14 protein-coding genes are annotated in these 15,285 nt (G+C 63.0%); 4 read left to right on the top strand and 10 right to left on the bottom strand.

Annotated elements, in window-relative coordinates; genetic code table 11:
• Positions 1 to 89: 89 nt before the first annotated feature.
• The 5 genes from fecE to ASF66_RS14120 form a co-directional block, all read right to left on the bottom strand.
• On the bottom strand, positions 90 to 881 hold the full coding sequence (gene fecE, locus ASF66_RS14140) for a Fe(3+) dicitrate ABC transporter ATP-binding protein FecE (protein ID WP_056844317.1): 792 nt from the start codon (positions 879 to 881) through the stop codon (positions 90 to 92).
• A 4-nt stretch (positions 882 to 885) separates the two neighbouring features.
• Entirely contained in the window at positions 886 to 1,854 is a 969-nt protein-coding gene (locus ASF66_RS14135) for an iron chelate uptake ABC transporter family permease subunit (protein ID WP_056844316.1), read from the bottom strand.
• On the bottom strand, positions 1,851 to 2,840 hold the full coding sequence (fecC, locus tag ASF66_RS14130) for an iron-dicitrate ABC transporter permease FecC (RefSeq protein WP_056844315.1): 990 nt from the start codon (positions 2,838 to 2,840) through the stop codon (positions 1,851 to 1,853). The genes ASF66_RS14135 and fecC overlap by 4 nt, the downstream gene beginning before the upstream one ends.
• Positions 2,841 to 3,761: a Fe(3+) dicitrate ABC transporter substrate-binding protein gene (locus tag ASF66_RS14125; protein ID WP_056844314.1), complete on the bottom strand. Its 921-nt coding sequence runs from the start codon at positions 3,759 to 3,761 to the stop codon at positions 2,841 to 2,843.
• Positions 3,762 to 3,877: 116 nt separating this feature from the next.
• On the bottom strand, positions 3,878 to 5,251 hold the full coding sequence (locus ASF66_RS14120) for an L-serine ammonia-lyase (RefSeq protein WP_056844313.1): 1,374 nt from the start codon (positions 5,249 to 5,251) through the stop codon (positions 3,878 to 3,880).
• Between the two features lie 102 nt (positions 5,252 to 5,353).
• On the opposite strand from ASF66_RS14120, the gene ASF66_RS14115 reads away from it, so the two are divergent.
• Together ASF66_RS14115 and ASF66_RS14110 are read left to right on the top strand one after the other, a co-directional pair.
• Positions 5,354 to 6,271 (top strand): LysR substrate-binding domain-containing protein, encoded by a 918-nt coding sequence (locus ASF66_RS14115; protein ID WP_056844312.1) that lies wholly within the window; start codon positions 5,354 to 5,356, stop codon positions 6,269 to 6,271.
• Between the two features lie 94 nt (positions 6,272 to 6,365).
• The gene (locus ASF66_RS14110) at positions 6,366 to 7,457 is read left to right on the top strand and encodes a calcium:proton antiporter (protein WP_049861939.1); all 1,092 of its coding nucleotides are present in this window, start codon (positions 6,366 to 6,368) and stop codon (positions 7,455 to 7,457) included.
• 93 nt (positions 7,458 to 7,550) lie between these two features.
• On the opposite strand, the gene ASF66_RS14105 is transcribed toward ASF66_RS14110, so the two are convergent.
• The 5 genes from ASF66_RS14105 to ASF66_RS14085 all read right to left on the bottom strand — a co-directional run bounded on the left by ASF66_RS14105 (position 7,551) and on the right by ASF66_RS14085 (position 12,102).
• Positions 7,551 to 8,234, bottom strand: coding sequence for an SDR family oxidoreductase (locus ASF66_RS14105; protein WP_056844311.1), 684 nt, complete (start codon positions 8,232 to 8,234; stop codon positions 7,551 to 7,553).
• Between the two features lie 56 nt (positions 8,235 to 8,290).
• The gene (locus ASF66_RS14100) at positions 8,291 to 8,881 is read right to left on the bottom strand and encodes an IMPACT family protein (protein ID WP_056844310.1); all 591 of its coding nucleotides are present in this window, start codon (positions 8,879 to 8,881) and stop codon (positions 8,291 to 8,293) included.
• A gap of 25 nt (positions 8,882 to 8,906) precedes the next feature.
• A complete protein-coding gene (locus ASF66_RS14095; protein ID WP_056844309.1) occupies positions 8,907 to 9,569 on the bottom strand; it encodes a TetR/AcrR family transcriptional regulator in 663 nt (220 codons plus the stop codon).
• 91 nt (positions 9,570 to 9,660) lie between these two features.
• A complete protein-coding gene (locus tag ASF66_RS14090) occupies positions 9,661 to 11,046 on the bottom strand; it encodes a uracil-xanthine permease family protein (protein ID WP_056844308.1) in 1,386 nt (461 codons plus the stop codon).
• Positions 11,047 to 11,184: 138 nt separating this feature from the next.
• Positions 11,185 to 12,102, bottom strand: coding sequence for a LysR family transcriptional regulator (locus tag ASF66_RS14085; protein ID WP_056844307.1), 918 nt, complete (start codon positions 12,100 to 12,102; stop codon positions 11,185 to 11,187).
• Positions 12,103 to 12,223: 121 nt separating this feature from the next.
• Here ASF66_RS14085 and ASF66_RS14080 point away from each other — a divergent pair, with 121 nt between their 5' ends.
• A complete protein-coding gene (locus ASF66_RS14080) occupies positions 12,224 to 13,570 on the top strand; it encodes an aspartate aminotransferase family protein (RefSeq protein ID WP_056844306.1) in 1,347 nt (448 codons plus the stop codon).
• Between the two features lie 24 nt (positions 13,571 to 13,594).
• Positions 13,595 to 15,088, top strand: a complete 1,494-nt coding sequence (locus ASF66_RS14075) for a CoA-acylating methylmalonate-semialdehyde dehydrogenase (RefSeq protein ID WP_056844305.1) — start codon at positions 13,595 to 13,597, stop codon at positions 15,086 to 15,088.
• The last annotated feature ends 197 nt before the right edge of the window (positions 15,089 to 15,285 follow it).

The raw sequence follows: 15,285 nt of genomic DNA, 5'->3' as shown, positions 1-15,285 counted from the left end.
TGGCCGATTCTACAGATATTGCCCCTCACCCGCAGCCGCGCAGGGCCGGACGACACCTTCGCGCCGACGCTCGGCCAGGCAGGGTCGGTTCAGGTTGGCGCGCGGGTGCTCTTTTCCACCACACACATCGGCGTGCCCGCCACCGGTTCGCGGATGACCTGCACCCGCACCTCGAACACCCGCTGCATCAACTCGGCATCGACGACCTGCGCAGGCGTGCCATCAGCCACCAGGCGACCTTGATGCATCACCGCCAGATGATCGGCGTAGCGGCACGCCTGGTTGATGTCGTGCAGCACGGTGACCACCGTCTTGCCTTCGGTCGCCAGCTCGCGCATCAGATCGAGCAGCTCCACCTGATGGCTTATGTCCAGATAGGTCGTGGGCTCGTCGAGCAGCACCACCGGGGTATTCTGCGCCAGCACCATGGCCAGCCAGGCCCGTTGCCGCTGGCCACCGGAGAGGTCCGCCAGGGCAGTATCGGCGAGCGCTTCCAGGCCCATGCGCTGCAGGGCCTGATCCACGGCGCCACGGTCCGCGCCGCTCAGGCGTCCCCAGAAGCTGTTGTGCGGGCTGCGTCCATAAGCCACCAATTGGGCCACGCTGACCCCTTCGGGGATGGGCAGCACCTGCGGCAGAAACGCGACCTGTCGCGCCAGCGTCCGCGACGAAAGTTGCGCGTACGCCTGGCCGTCCAGGCTCACGGTGCCCGACTGCGGCGTGATGATGCGTGCCAGCGCCTTGAGCAAGGTCGATTTGCCGCAGCCGTTGGGGCCGATCAGCGCAGTGACCTGCCCGGCGGGCGGGGTGAACCAGAGGTTGCGAACGATAGGCTTGGCCCCGTAGCCGATGTCGACGCCGTCGGCCTTGATGATGCTCATGATGTCAGCCCTTGAAACGTGCCAGCAGCCAGAGAAAGTAGGGAGCGCCGATCACCGCGGTCAAGATGCCCGCCGGGATCTCGCTGGGCGCGATCAGCGTGCGTCCCAAAGTGTCGGCCAGCACCAGCAGCAGTGCGCCGATCAGCATGGCAGCCGGCAGCAGGTGCTGATGATGCCCACTCACCAGTCGCCGTGCCATGTGCGGAGCCACCAACCCTAGAAAACCCACCGGCCCGATGATACCCACGCCCAGGCTGCTCAACAGCACCGCCATGCCCATCGCCAGCCAGCGCGTGCGCGCAAGCGCCGTGCCCAGGCTGTGCGCCGCTTCGTCGCCCAGGCCGATCAGGTTCAGCGGTTTTGCCAGGCCCAGTGCCAACGGCATCAGCAGCAGAAACGGCAGCGCCAGCTCGACGTGATGCCAATTGCGACTCCACAGGCTGCCGGTCAGGGCGAGCAAGGCGGTGTTGATGTCCAGCGGATGGGACAGGATCAGAAACTCGGTGACGCTGGACAAAGTGACGGCGATCGCCACCCCGGACAACGCAAAGCGCACGCCGGAAAAGCTCACGCCGCTGTTGTACAGCGCCAGCAGCAGCGCGCCGCCAGCGCCGCCCACCCCTGCAACCAGAGGCAGCCAGGTGAAGGGCAACTGCGGAAAAGCGATGATGGCGATGGTCAGGGCCAGCCCGGCACCCTGGGTCACCCCCAGAATCTCCGGCGAGGCCAGCGGGTTGCGGATCACCCCCTGCACCAGGGCACCGGCCAGGCCCAGGGCGCTGCCGGTGAGGATGGCGATCAGTGCGCGTGGAAGGCGGTGGTTCCATACCTCGAAGTCCAGCGCATCGTGGGCCATCAGACGATCGAATACCGTGCCCGGCGCCAGCCAGGACGTGCCGGCGCTCAGGCTCAGCCACAGGGCCGCCAGCACCAGCGCAAGCAGGATCAGCAGACGAGGGTAAGGCCGAGTCATTGCGTGCGCCTGGCAAGGTACAGGAAGAACGGTGCGCCGATCAGGGCGGTCACCACCCCGGCCGGCGTTTCCGCCGGGAAGGCCACGGCGCGGCTGACAAGGTCGGCCGCCAGCACGATCGCCGCACCCAGCAGGGCGCTGGCCGGCATCAGCCAGCGATAGTCGTTGCCCAGGTATTGTCGAGCGATGTTCGGCGCGATCAGCCCCACGAAACCGATCGGGCCAACCGCACAGACGCTTGCACCCACCAGCAGCAGGCTGACGAAGAACACCTGCAGGCGCAGGCTGGCGATGCCGACCCCCAGCGAGCGCGCCGCATCCTCGCCCAGGTTCACCAGGTTCAGACGCGGCGCACAGAACATGGCCCACACGGCGCCCACCAAGGTGCACGGCCATAGCAATTGCAGTTGCGCGGCACCCACGTTGGCCAGTGACCCGGCCAGCCAGTTGAGCACGCTCTGCGCCTGGGTCTCGACCAGTATCACGGTCAACCGCGTCAGCGCCGCGCACAGTGCCGCCACCGTGACGCCGGCCAGCACCAGTCGGCCTTGCGCCGCCGTCGGCGACCAGGCGCCGCCCAGGCTGAAAACGATTACCCAGGCCAAGGCGCCCCCCAGACACGTCATCAGCAGCGCACCGCCGGCAAACGGCAGGGCCACCAGCCCCGTGGAGAACAACGCCAGCCCCAGCGCAGCACCGGCCGTGACGCCGAACAGTGACGGCGACGCCAGGCGATTGCGGGTAATGCCCTGCATCAATGCGCCCGCCAGTCCCAGGCAGGCACCGACCAAAGCCGCACACAGTGCTCGCGGCACCCGCAGTTGGGCAACGATATAGGCCATGTTGCCGCCCTCGCGGCCTTGACTGAACAAACCGTTGAACGCATCAGCCTGACTGATCGTGAACGGCGACCAGGCATAAAGAGAGATCCAGAACAGCCCGGCGACGGTCACCGCGCCCAGCGCCATCGCCAACCCACGCCTCATTCAGGGCGTCATGGCGGCTTTGCCGCCCTTGAGAATGGCCAATGCATCCTCGGCAATCTGCTCGGACGCCATTACCCCACGGTTGCGTGCCCAGGTGTCTCCGTCGACTTCCGCGACCTTGTGATTGCGCACCGCGCCCAACACTTGCCACAGTGGCTGCTGGCTCCAGGTGTCGACCAGGCTCGGATGCCGGTAGTGGCCAACCAGCAGCCAGGCAGGGTCCAGCGCCAGCAATTGTTCCAGGCTGACGAACTCGGTCGGTGCCGCATGACTGCGCACCGGCGGAACCTGCAAACCGATAGCCGCCAGCACGCTGCCCGCATAGGAGTGGGGGCCGTGTACGGAAAAGCTGTCTTCCCGAGCCACACCGAACAGCACTTTGGTGCCGGCTGGCACCTGCCCGGCGATGTCGGCGAGGCTGCGACGGTTCTGCGCGATCCGCGCCTGCATCGCCTCGCGCTTGCCCAGCGCCTGGCCGATCAGTTCGGCAGACTTCAGGCTGCCTTCGTAGTCTTCCCCACGCGATGGCAGCAGCAGGGTCGGTGCCAGGCTCGCCAGGTCGTTGTACAGCGCCTGGTGGCGGTTGAGGTCGGCGATGATCAGGTCGGGCTTGAGCCGTGCGATCTGCTCGATGCTGGGCTGCGCGCGCAAGCCCACCGACGTCCATTGGCCGATGGCCTGGCGTACCCGTGGCAATACGCGGTTGGCATCGCCATCGTCGGCAGCCCCCACTGGCGTGACACCCACCGCCGCAAGGCTGTCGAGAAAGGAAAACTCCAGCACCACCACACGTTGTGGCGCCTGGGGCAGATGGACGGTGTGCTGACCGTCATCGATATCGATGGGTGCGGCGACGGCCAGCCTGGCGCACAGGGCCAGGGCACCGACGGCGATCATGGAGATGAGGCGGGAACTGCGCATGGACAAATACCTTCGCTGTGAAACCTGCGCGCTGGGCAGGCGCGCAAAAACGGCGGGTACTATTCCATATCAGGCTGTTGCGATCAAAAAACATTCTCTTTTACACAACAGGCAGCTCAACATTCCACCAGATTGACCGCCAAACCCCCGCGCGAGGTTTCCTTGTACTTGTCGTGCATGTCGGCGCCGGTGTCACGCATGGTGCGGATGGCGTGATCCAGGGAGATGAAGTGCTCGCCATCACCGCGCAGCGCCATCTGCGCGGCGTTGATCGCCTTGACCGCAGCAATCGCATTGCGCTCGATACACGGCACCTGAACCAGGCCGCCGACCGGATCGCAAGTCAGCCCAAGGTTGTGCTCAAGGCCGATTTCCGCCGCGTTCTCGACCTGCTCGGGCGTGGCTCCCAGCACTTCGGCCAGGCCTGCGGCGGCCATGGCACAGGCCGAACCAACCTCGCCCTGGCAGCCGACCTCGGCACCGGAAATCGAAGCGTTCTTCTTGCACAGAATGCCCACCGCAGCCGCAGCCAGGAAGAAACGCACCACGTCGTCGGCCGAGGCTTCGGGGCAGAACTTCATGTAGTAGTGCAGCACCGCCGGAATGATGCCAGCCGCGCCGTTGGTGGGCGCGGTCACCATGCGCCCGCCGGCGGCATTCTCCTCGTTCACCGCCAGGGCGAAGACGTTCACCCACTCCATGGCACTCAAGGTCGATCCGATGACGTTGGGCTTGCCGATCTCCTGCAGGTTCTGGTGCAACCGATAGGCGCGGCGCCGTACGTTCAGCCCACCGGGCAGAATGCCTTGCCCGGTCAGCCCCTTGTCCACGCAGGCCTGCATCGCCTGCCAGATCACAGCCAGCTGTTCGCGGATCTGCTCTTCGGAGCGCCAGGCCTTTTCGTTCTCCATCATCAGCGCCGAGATGCTCAGGCCGGTGCGTTTGCACAAGCTCAACAACTGCGCCGCCGAAGAAAAATCGTAGGGCAGGGCCGTGGTGTCGTTATCCAGCACACCGCTGGCAGCCTGCTCGGCATCGATCACGAAACCGCCGCCGACCGAGTAGTAGGTCTGCTCGTGCACCTCGCCGTTCTGCAGGTGCGCCAGCAAGGTCATGCCATTGGGGTGGTAGGGCAGGCTCTCATCGAGCAGCAGCATGTCGCGTTGCCAGTCGAAATGGATCGCGTGCTCGCCCAGCTGCAGGCATTGCCGCTGGATCACCTCGTCCACCCGTGGCCCTACGGTTTGCGGGTCCACGCGGTCCGGCCATTCACCCATCAAACCCATCAGGGTGGCGCGGTCGCTGCCATGGCCCACGCCGGTCGCCGACAGCGAGCCATACAGACGGACTTCGATACGCTCCACCAAAGGCGCCATGCCGTGTTCGTTCAGGTGTTTGGCAAACAGGGCAGCGGCGCGCATCGGACCCACCGTATGGGAACTGGAGGGCCCGATGCCGATCTTGAACATGTCGAATACGCTGATAGCCATGTCTGCCCCATTCTCTCTCTATACACTCGTGCCTTATCTTTGGGCTGAGAGACATTTCAGACAAACGATACTTACTAAGTCATTGTTTAGCGGGGCTCACCGATGAGCAAAATCCTCAATGCCCAAATGCACGCCTGGCTGCAGGTGTTCGCCTGCGCCGCGCGGCATTTGTCCTTCACTCGCTGCGCCGATGAACTGCATGTCACTCCCGGTGCCATCAGCCAGCAGATGAAGCAATTGGAAGATCGGCTCGGCTTTCCGCTGTTTCACCGCGTGGGTCGCGGTCTGCAACTGACTGCACAGGGGCAGCGGCTTGCCGTGGTTGCCAACGAAGTGCACAGCCGCATCGACGAAGAATTGCGGCTGTTGCATTCCGGCGCGATCGGCGGGGTGTTCAAGCTGCGCAGCATTCCCTCCTTTTTGAGTAAGTGGCTGATGCCACGGCTGCCCAGCCTGGAGCGGGCGTTTCCGGAGCTGCAATTGCGCGTGATCGCCGAAGACAGCAGCGGCTCCCTGCGCGACGATGACTTCGATCTGGCCATCGACCTCAACGATGGCAGCTACCCCGGCCTGGTCACCACGCCTTTGCTGGAGGAGGAGTTGTTCCCGGTTTGCTCGCCACTGCTGCTCGAAGGTCGGCCGCCTTTGGACAGCCCAGGCCAACTTGTTCACTTCCCATTGCTCCACGACATCACCGCCTGGCGTGGCAGCTACGAATACGCGGAGTGGGAGTTCTACCTCTCGGCCATCGGCGCCGAAGGCATCGACGTGCGCCGTGGGCACACCTTCAATCGCAACCACCTGACCATCGACGCCGCGCGCATGGGCATGGGCGTGGCCATCGCGCGCCGGGCACTGATCACCGACGAACTGGAACAAGGCTCGCTGATCGTGCCGTTCGGGTGGCCCATCCAGGCGCGCAAGAAATACGTGCTGGCGTACCGCGAAGGCGCCCTCAATACCCCCACCCGACGCGCCATCCATGACTGGCTGGTGGCCCAGGCACAGGCCCGGCCCTGAACCTTTGCCGTTGTTGCATACTCTCATCCGCTGATTCTTGTTACATCCAGTTACTTACCGCGGCACAGGTCGCAGCAATCAGCGAAGGCAGGCCATGATCGCGTTACTCAAGCAGGAAAAATTTCTACTTCTGGCGGTGATCGCCGCATGCGTCGCCTTTCCGGCCGAGCACTACCTGCTCAGCCACGGCCAAGGCGTGGCACTGGGCGCAGGCATCGCTCTGGTCGTGGCGATCATCTTCGCCTCGGTGCGCGTGGCGGGACATGCCGAATTGCTTGCCGAAAAATTTGGCGACCCCTACGGCACCATGATCCTCACCCTCTCGGCGGTACTGGTCGAAGTGGTGGTACTGGGCATCATGATGAGCAATGAGCCGTCCCCGACCCTGGTGCGTGACACCATCTATTCGGCGGTGATGCTCGACATCAACGGCATCCTCGGCCTCGCCGCACTGATGGGTGGTCTCAAGCACGGCGAGCAGTCCTACAACGACGATTCCGCGCGCAGCTACAGCGTCATGATCCTCACCGCCATGGGCGTGTCCATGGTGGTCCCCGAGTTCATCCCCGAGGGCAACTGGAAGGTCTATTCGGGCTTCACCATCGGTGCCATGCTGGTGCTCTACGCGCTGTTCCTGCGCATGCAGGTCGGCCCGCACAGCTACTTCTTCAGCTACAACTACCCGGAAAAGAAGAAGCGCAAGGGCGTGACCACGGAACCCGAAAAGCCGGTTCACCTGGGCTGGTCGGTGGGGACGCTGGTGTTCGGTATCGTCATCATCGGTGCGCTGGCCGAAGTCATGTCCAAGACCATCGACCTGGGTCTGGAAGGCACCGGCGCGCCACCCGTGGTAACGGCCATTCTGGTAGCCGCCATTTCCGCCGCACCGGAAATTCTTACCGCCTTGCGCGCAGCCTTGGCCAACCGCATGCAGTCGGTGGTCAACATCGCACTGGGCGCCTCGCTGTCGACGGTGATCCTCACCGTACCGGTTATGGAAGGCCTGGCCTTGTACAGCGGCCAGCCCTTCCAGATGGCCATGACCCCGGTCCAGACCGTGATGATCTTTATCACCCTGCTGATCTGCGCCATCAACCTCAACGACGGCGAAACCAACGCCATCGAAGGCATGACTCACTTCGTCCTGTTCGCCACCTTCATCATGCTATCGATCCTGGGCCTCTAATCAACACCTAACACCTTGTGGGAGCGGGGCGGGCGGCGAGCCCTCTGCCCGCGAAGAGGCCTCCTCTGATACCCCTGTACCCCTGCAAGCCCCTCACCACTCAATCTTCTGCCCCCGGTAATCCAGAAACTGCAACCCACCCTTGCCCAACTGCCCGGTGATCACATCCACCAATCCCCGGGTACTGGTGGCAACGTCCAGACTGGCACCTTCACCGCCCATGTCGGTCTTCACCCATCCCGGGTGCATCGCCAGTACCGTCAGCGCAGGCCGCGCCAGCTCGGTCACGAACGTATTAGTCATCGAATTCAAGGCCGCCTTGCTCGCCTTGTACAACGCCATGGGCGACCCTTCGGGCATCGCCACGCTACCGAGCACCGAACTCATGAACGCAATCGCACCGCCGTCGGCGACATTGCCTGCCAATCGCTGGGCCAAGCGGATCGGCGCCACGGCATTGATGACGAACAGCTCGCCGATTTCCGCATCGCTGGCCTGATCGGTGTTGTAGCCCGCCGGCCCGGACACCCCGGCATTGATGAACAGCAGATCGAAGCGCTGCTGCTGCAGACGCTGGGCCAATGCATCCATCGATTCCAGCCGAGTCATCTCCAGCGCTTCCACCTTGGCCCCGGTGGCCGTCAGCCCTGCCGGGACATTGCCCAGATCACGAACCGTGGCCGTCACTTCCCAGCCATCCTCGCTCAAGCGTTCCACCAGCCCCAGGCCCAGGCCACGGGAGGCACCGATCACCAGCGCTTTCTTTGCAGTTGTCATCGCGACGCTCCTGAAAAAGGAAACAGACTAGCACTCACCGTGGACAGGCCGCAGGTTCATGAAGCAGCGTCTTGCAGCACTATCCGCCCCCGCGAAAGGTCGGCCAACTGCTGCGCCAGGGTCGGGATGACTTCACTGGCCACTGCCAACTGCAGATCGACACCATTGCTGGTGAAATCTTCCGCAGTCACCAGCCCTTCAGCCTCGGCCACGCGAAGCTTGACCAGGGTCAGCTCGCTGAACGTGCAGGAACACGACACCGCCACCCGCGCGATCAGCAGGCGCTTGGGGGCCTGTTGCAGACATTTGTTCGCCCCCCCGCCATAGGCGCGGGCCAATCCTCCGGTGCCCAGCTGAATACCGCCGTACCAGCGAATCACCAGCACCACCACCTGGTCGCAATCCTGCGCCTCGATGGCCGCCAGAATGGGTCGGCCCGCCGTACCGCCCGGCTCGCCGTCATCGTTGCTGCGGTACTGGTCGCCCAGTTTCCACGCCCAGCAATTGTGAGTGGCCGCCAGATCGCTGTTCCGTTCGATGAACGCCTGGGCGTCCTGCACGCTGGCAATGGGTGCGGCGAGGGTGATGAATCGACTCTTGCGAATCTCCTCGCGGAACTCGCAAGGGCCCAGCAGGGTGGAAGGCATCGCTATCTCTTGGCTGTTGCAGTGATCAGACTGCAGGGGTCAGTCCGCATCCCTTGAGGATGATGCGGATCAGGTTGTCACCGGCTTGCTCGAAATCCTCTCGCGTCAGCCGCGCCTGTCCGGTCACCCGGCAGATCTGCGTGGCAAAGTCGGCGTAATGCTGAGTACTGCTCCACAGCAGGAAGATCAGGTGCACAGGGTCGACCGGGTCCATTTTACCGGCATCGATCCACGCCTGGAACACGGCGGCGCGCCCCGTGAACCAGCTGCGATAGTCCTGGTTGAAGTATTCGGTCAAGCACTCGCCACCGCTGATGATCTCCATGGCGAAGATCCGCGACGCCAGTGGCTGACGTCGGGAAAACTCCATCTTGGCGCGAATGTAACGGGTCAAGGCCTGCGCCGGATCGTCCTCGGCACTCAAGGTATTGAAGGTGCTGTCCCACAGCTCGATGATGTTGCTCAGCACCGCGATGTACAGCCCCAGTTTGTTGGTGAAGTAATAATGCAGATTGGCTTTGGGCAGCCCGACGTTGAGCGCGATGGTATTCATGCTCGTGCCCTTGAAACCGTGCCGGGCGAACTCGTCTTCGGCTGCCTTGAGAATCGCTTCCTCATTTTTCTGGCGGATGCGGCTGGCAGGCTTGCCATTGGCCGAGGCGCTGTGCGCGGGGACTTCAAGCATCATGGGGCGGTTCCGAGCAAATCGTGTGGGTAGGGCAGATGCGTTGATAACGCACCTGCCTGGATCCGACAAGCGTCGTTGCGAAAATGTCGCCTCAAACCGGCTCGTTTTCCAGGCGCTGCGTTGGCTCTTCACCGCTGCGTTTGGGCTCCGGCAGCAGCAGGCACATGATCAGCGCGGTGACGCCGCCACTGGTGATCGCCGAGTCGAACAGGTTCTGCACCAATTGCGGCATGCGGTGCAGCAGCTGGGGCTGCGCGGCCACACCCAGGCCCACGCCGAACGAGGTGGCGATGATCAGCATGTTGCGCCGATCCAGCGGCGACTGCGCCAGAATCCGTACCCCGGCGGCCGCCACGCTGCCGAACATCACCAGGGTGGCACCCCCCAGCACCGGCTTGGGAATCTGCTGCAGCACAGCACCGATCATCGGCAACAGCCCGAGCAGCATCAGCACGACGCCGATGTACAGCCCCACGTAGCGGCTGGCCACGCCCGTGAGTTGGATCACCCCGTTGTTTTGCGCGAACGTCGTGTTGGGAAAGGCGCTGAATGTAGCGGCCAGCATGCAGCTCACGCCGTCGCCCAGCACGCCACCTTTGAGCCGTTCGATATAGCTCGGCCCACTGATGGGTTGTCGCGACAACATGCAATTGGCCGTCAAGTCGCCCACCGTCTCCAGTGTACTGATCAGATAGATCAGCGCCACGGGTAGAAACGCCGTCCAATCGAAAGCGAAACCGAACTTGAAAGGCACCGGCACACTGATCAGCGGCAGTTCGGGTAGCGGTTGGATCACTAGCTTGCCACTGAACCAGGCGGCCAGGCTGCCCACCGCAAGGCCGATGATGATCGCCGACAGCCGCAACCAGGTTGCGGCGCTGCGGTTGAGCAGAATGATCACCACCAACACGAACGCGCCCAGGGCGAGGTTACCCGGCGCACCGAAGTCCGGTGCGTTGAAGCCTCCGCCCAGGTCGGTGATACCGACCTTGATCAAGCTCACGCCAATCAGCGTAATGACGATGCCTGTCACCAGCGGGGTAATGACCCGTTGCAATTGACCGATGAAGCGACTCAGCACGATCTGCACCAACGCGCCGAAAAAGCACACCCCAAAAATCATCGCCAGAATGTCTTCCGGGCTGCCCCCGCGTTGCTTGACGATGAAGCCGGCCGACAGCACCGCCCCCAGAAAGGCGAAACTGGTGCCTTGCAAACAGATCATGCCTGCGCCGATGCCGAACGGACGGCGAGCCTGGATGAACGTGCCGATGCCGGACACCAACAGCGCCATGCTAATCAAGTACGGCAAATGAGTGCCCAGGCCCAGCGCCGAGCCAATGATCAGTGGCGGCGTGATGATCCCGACGAACGCAGCGAGTACGTGCTGAAGCGCCGCCAGCATCGAAGTCATGGGGGCCGGACGGTCGTGCAGACCGTAGATCAATTCGCTGGGCAGTGCAGTATCGGTGGGCATGGCGTCGAACTCTTGGCACGGTGGGTGGACTGGATTCAGCCCTCGCTTTGCAAAGCAGCCGTGCAAAAAGCTGTCCAACTGCTCAGGTTTTGATCGTGTCAGGTTCACAACGCCAAAGAGATCAACGAGATAGGGAAATCATCGTGTCTCGTACAAACTTTCCAGAAAGCTTTCGAGCACTAAATGCGGGCGTCGCCCCTTGCGAGTGACCCAGGATAGGCTCAGATCGTAGAACCGTTCGGCCGCCTTGAGCGCGCGCAGTCGTCCCTGTTGCACCCAGAACGTTGCGTAGTGGTCGGGCAGATAGCCAATGTAGCGCCCGGTCAGAATCAGGAACGCCATGCCCTCGCGATCCGACGCGCTGGCCGTGCAGTTCAGTGCCTGGTAACGCGCCTGAATCTCGGCCGGCAAGCGGAAGGTCGGCGCGATCGCCTCCTGGGCATCGAGCCGTGCATCGTCCAGTTGCGCATCGTCGGCGTAGAACAGCGGATGGCCCACCGCGCAGTACAGCAGCGAGCGCTCGCTGTACAACGGCTGGTATTCAAGCCCGGACAGCGGACTGGCCTGCGGCACCACACCCACGTGCAAGCTGCCGTCCAGCACCCCTTGTTCGACCTGGCTCGGGGCAATCATGCGGATCTGAATGCGCACGTCCGGTCCTCGATCCTTCAACTGCGCCAACGCATGGGTGATGCGCATGTGCGGCAGCGTCACCAGGTTGTCGGTCAGGCCAATGTTGAGTTCACCACGCAAATGACGATGCAGGCCATTGACCTCGGTGCGAAAACTCTCCACCGCACCCAGCATCTGCAAGGCCGATTGATAGACTTCACGGCCTTCCTCGGTCAGCGAAAAACCGGCCCGCCCCCGCTGGCACAGGCGCAGACCCAGGCGCTGCTCCAGATCGCTCATCTGCTGACTGATCGCTGAGCGACCGATGCCGAGCACGTTCTCCGCCGCAGAGAAACCGCCGCACTCCACTACGCTGCGGAAGATGCGCAGCAGGCGAATATCGAAATCACTGACCTGCGAGAGGGGATCGGGACGGCGGCTCATAGTTTAGTGATTGCCTGACTGAAGATCGCAAAAGTTGAATTTTCCAGACTTTATCGCCGTGACACCTTAGGGGCAACACGCTTGTCATCGCGTCTTCAATCGCTCAAAGAGGTTTGTGCCCATGAACATGCCCGAGAACGCCCCCGTCGGCGTGACCAGCCAGCTCAAGCTGGACGCTCACTGGATGCCGTACACCGCCAACCGCAGCTTCCAACGTGATCCTCGGATCATCGTCACGGCCCAGGGCAGTTGGTTGACCGATGACAAGGGCCGCCAGATCTACGACAGCCTTTCCGGTCTGTGGACCTGCGGTGCAGGCCATACGCGCAAGGAAATCCAGGAAGCGGTGTCGCGCCAACTCGGCGTGCTCGACTACTCGCCCGCGTTTCAGTACGGCCATCCGTTGTCGTTCCAGCTGGCGGAAAAGATCACCGACCTGACCCCCGGCACCCTCAACCACGTCTTCTATACCAACTCCGGCTCCGAGTGCTGCGACACGGCCGTGAAAATGGTTCGCGCCTACTGGCGCCTGAAAGGCCAGGCCACCAAGACCAAGATGATCGGCCGCGCCCGCGGCTACCACGGCGTCAACGTGGCCGGCACCAGCCTGGGTGGAGTCAACGGCAACCGCAAGATGTTCGGTCAATTGATGGATGTGGACCACATCCCCCATACCCTGCTGCCGGGCAATACCTTCTCCAAGGGATCACCGGAGGAGGGCGGCATCGCCCTGGCCGACGAAATGCTCAAGGTCATCGAGCTGCACGACGCCTCCAACATCGCCGCCCTGATCGTCGAGCCCATGGCAGGTTCCGCAGGCGTCATACCGCCGCCCAAGAGCTACCTCAAGCGCCTGCGCGAGATCTGCGACCAGCACAACATCCTGCTGATCTTCGACGAAGTCATCACCGGTTTCGGTCGCACCGGCGCCATGTTCGGCGCCGACACCTTCGGCGTGACGCCGGATCTGATGTGCATCGCCAAGCAGATCACCAACGGCGCCATCCCGATGGGCGCCGTCATCGCCAGCACCGAGATCTACCAGACCTTCATGAACCAGGCGACGCCCGAGTACGCCGTGGAATTCCCCCACGGCTATACCTACTCGGCCCACCCTGTAGCCTGCGCCGCCGGCCTTGCCGCACTCGACCTGCTGCAGCGCGAAAACCTGGTGCAGAGCGCCGCTGAACTGGCACCGCATTTCGAAGGCGTGCTGCACGGCGTCAAGGGGGCGAAGAACATCGTCGACATCCGCAACTACGGCCTCGCCGGTGCGATCCAGCTGGCGCCCCGGGATGGCGACGCCATTGTGCGCCCCTACGAAGCGTCCATGAAGTTGTGGAAAGCCGGCTTCTACGTCCGCTTCGGCGGTGACACCCTGCAGTTCGGCCCTACCTTCAATGCCCAGCCACAAGACCTCGATCGCCTGTTCGACGCCGTGGGCGAAGCCCTCAACCAGATCGACTGACCCCTTTTATCAGGAGCCCTTTGCATGAGCACTATCCAACACTTGATCAATGGCGATCTGGTCTCCAGTGGCGACCGCACGGCCGACGTCTTCAACCCATCGACCGGCCAACCTATCCGCACCCTCCAATTGGCCAGCCGCGAAACCGTGCAACAGGCCATCGACTCCGCCAAGGCCGCCTTCCCGGCCTGGCGCAAGACCCCGGCGGCCAAGCGCGCCCAGGTGATGTTCCGCTTCAAGCAACTGCTCGAGCAGAACGAAGCCAAGATTGCCCAGATGATCAGTGAAGAGCATGGCAAGACCCTGGAGGACGCCGCAGGCGAACTCAAGCGCGGCATCGAAAACGTCGAATTCGCCTGCGCAGCCCCCGAAGTGCTCAAGGGCGAGTACAGCCGCAACGTCGGCCCGAACATCGATGCCTGGTCCGACTTCCAGCCCTTGGGTATCGTCGCCGGTATCACGCCGTTCAACTTCCCGGCCATGGTTCCCTTGTGGATGTACCCGCTGGCCATCGTCTGCGGCAACTGCTTCATCCTCAAGCCGTCCGAGCGCGACCCCAGCTCCACACTCTATATAGCCCAACTGTTGCTGGAAGCAGGCCTGCCAGCCGGCGTGCTCAACGTCGTACACGGCGATAAGGTCGCAGTGGATGCCCTGATCGAAGCACCCGAGGTCAAGGCGTTGAGCTTCGTCGGCTCCACACCCATCGCCGAGTACATCTATAGCGAGGGCACTCGCCGGGGCAAGCGCGTCCAGGCCCTGGGTGGCGCGAAGAACCATGCGGTACTGATGCCCGACGCCGATCTGGACAACGCGGTCAGCGCCCTGATGGGTGCGGCCTACGGTTCCTGCGGTGAGCGCTGCATGGCCATCTCGGTCGCCGTCTGTGTCGGTGACCAGGTTGCCGACGCTCTTGTGGCCAAACTGACTCCGCAGATCAAGGCCCTGAAGATCGGCGCCGGTACCTCCTGCGGCCTGGACATGGGCCCCCTCGTGACTGCCCAGGCACGTGACAAGGTGTCGGGCTACGTCGACGACGGCGAGCGGGCCGGTGCCAAACTCGTCGTGGATGGCCGCGGTCTGAGTGTGGCAGGCAACGAAGAAGGTTTCTTCCTCGGCGGCTGCCTGTTCGACCACGTCACCCCGCAGATGCGCATCTATAAAGAGGAAATCTTCGGGCCAGTACTGTGCATCGTCCGTGTCGACAGCCTCGAACAGGCCATGCAACTGATCAACGACCACGAATACGGCAACGGCACCTGCATCTTCACCCGCGACGGTGAAGCGGCGCGCCTGTTCTGCGACGAGATCGAAGTCGGCATGGTCGGCGTCAACGTACCCTTGCCCGTACCGGTTGCCTATCACAGCTTCGGCGGCTGGAAGCGCTCACTCTTCGGCGACCTGCACGCCTATGGGCCAGACGGCGTGCGTTTCTACACACGCCGCAAAGCCATCACACAACGCTGGCCGCAACGCGCCAGCCACGAAGCCTCGCAGTTTGCTTTCCCGAGTCTTTGAGTTGCGATTCTTGCAGTAACAAAGGGCGGGCCGACAGGCCCGCCCTTTGCTTTTGACCTTATATGACAGATTTTTGAAATTAGCGGTTGACGCACCTCCAGATCTGTCTATAATTCGCCCCACTTCCGGCGCAGCCGAAACGATAAACGCCTTGTTAATCAATGAGTTAGTCGTTCAGGCAGTGAGGAAGTGCTTCG

The organism is Pseudomonas sp. Leaf129 (assembly GCF_001423465.1).
In the GTDB taxonomy this organism is placed as follows: domain Bacteria; phylum Pseudomonadota; class Gammaproteobacteria; order Pseudomonadales; family Pseudomonadaceae; genus Aquipseudomonas; species Aquipseudomonas coleopterorum.
The sequence above is the reverse complement of the archived record's forward strand: the minus strand, read 5'-3'. Positions and strand labels throughout refer to the sequence as shown.

Bases quoted from the DNA above. Each gene is read 5' to 3' on its own strand.
- ASF66_RS14090 (WP_056844308.1), bottom strand. From the start codon at position 11,046: ATGCCCACCGATACTGCACTGCCCAGCGAATTGATCTACGGTCTGCAC.
- ASF66_RS14120 (WP_056844313.1), bottom strand. From the start codon at position 5,251: ATGGCTATCAGCGTATTCGACATGTTCAAGATCGGCATCGGGCCCTCC.
- ASF66_RS14135 (WP_056844316.1), bottom strand. From the start codon at position 1,854: ATGACTCGGCCTTACCCTCGTCTGCTGATCCTGCTTGCGCTGGTGCTG.
- fecE (WP_056844317.1), bottom strand. From the start codon at position 881: ATGAGCATCATCAAGGCCGACGGCGTCGACATCGGCTACGGGGCCAAG.
- ASF66_RS14115 (WP_056844312.1), top strand. From the start codon at position 5,354: ATGAGCAAAATCCTCAATGCCCAAATGCACGCCTGGCTGCAGGTGTTC.
- ASF66_RS14100 (WP_056844310.1), bottom strand. From the start codon at position 8,881: ATGCCTTCCACCCTGCTGGGCCCTTGCGAGTTCCGCGAGGAGATTCGC.
- ASF66_RS14080 (WP_056844306.1), top strand. From the start codon at position 12,224: ATGAACATGCCCGAGAACGCCCCCGTCGGCGTGACCAGCCAGCTCAAG.
- ASF66_RS14105 (WP_056844311.1), bottom strand. From the start codon at position 8,234: ATGACAACTGCAAAGAAAGCGCTGGTGATCGGTGCCTCCCGTGGCCTG.
- ASF66_RS14085 (WP_056844307.1), bottom strand. From the start codon at position 12,102: ATGAGCCGCCGTCCCGATCCCCTCTCGCAGGTCAGTGATTTCGATATT.
- ASF66_RS14075 (WP_056844305.1), top strand. From the start codon at position 13,595: ATGAGCACTATCCAACACTTGATCAATGGCGATCTGGTCTCCAGTGGC.
- ASF66_RS14110 (WP_049861939.1), top strand. From the start codon at position 6,366: ATGATCGCGTTACTCAAGCAGGAAAAATTTCTACTTCTGGCGGTGATC.
- ASF66_RS14125 (WP_056844314.1), bottom strand. From the start codon at position 3,761: ATGCGCAGTTCCCGCCTCATCTCCATGATCGCCGTCGGTGCCCTGGCC.
- ASF66_RS14095 (WP_056844309.1), bottom strand. From the start codon at position 9,569: ATGATGCTTGAAGTCCCCGCGCACAGCGCCTCGGCCAATGGCAAGCCT.
- fecC (WP_056844315.1), bottom strand. From the start codon at position 2,840: ATGAGGCGTGGGTTGGCGATGGCGCTGGGCGCGGTGACCGTCGCCGGG.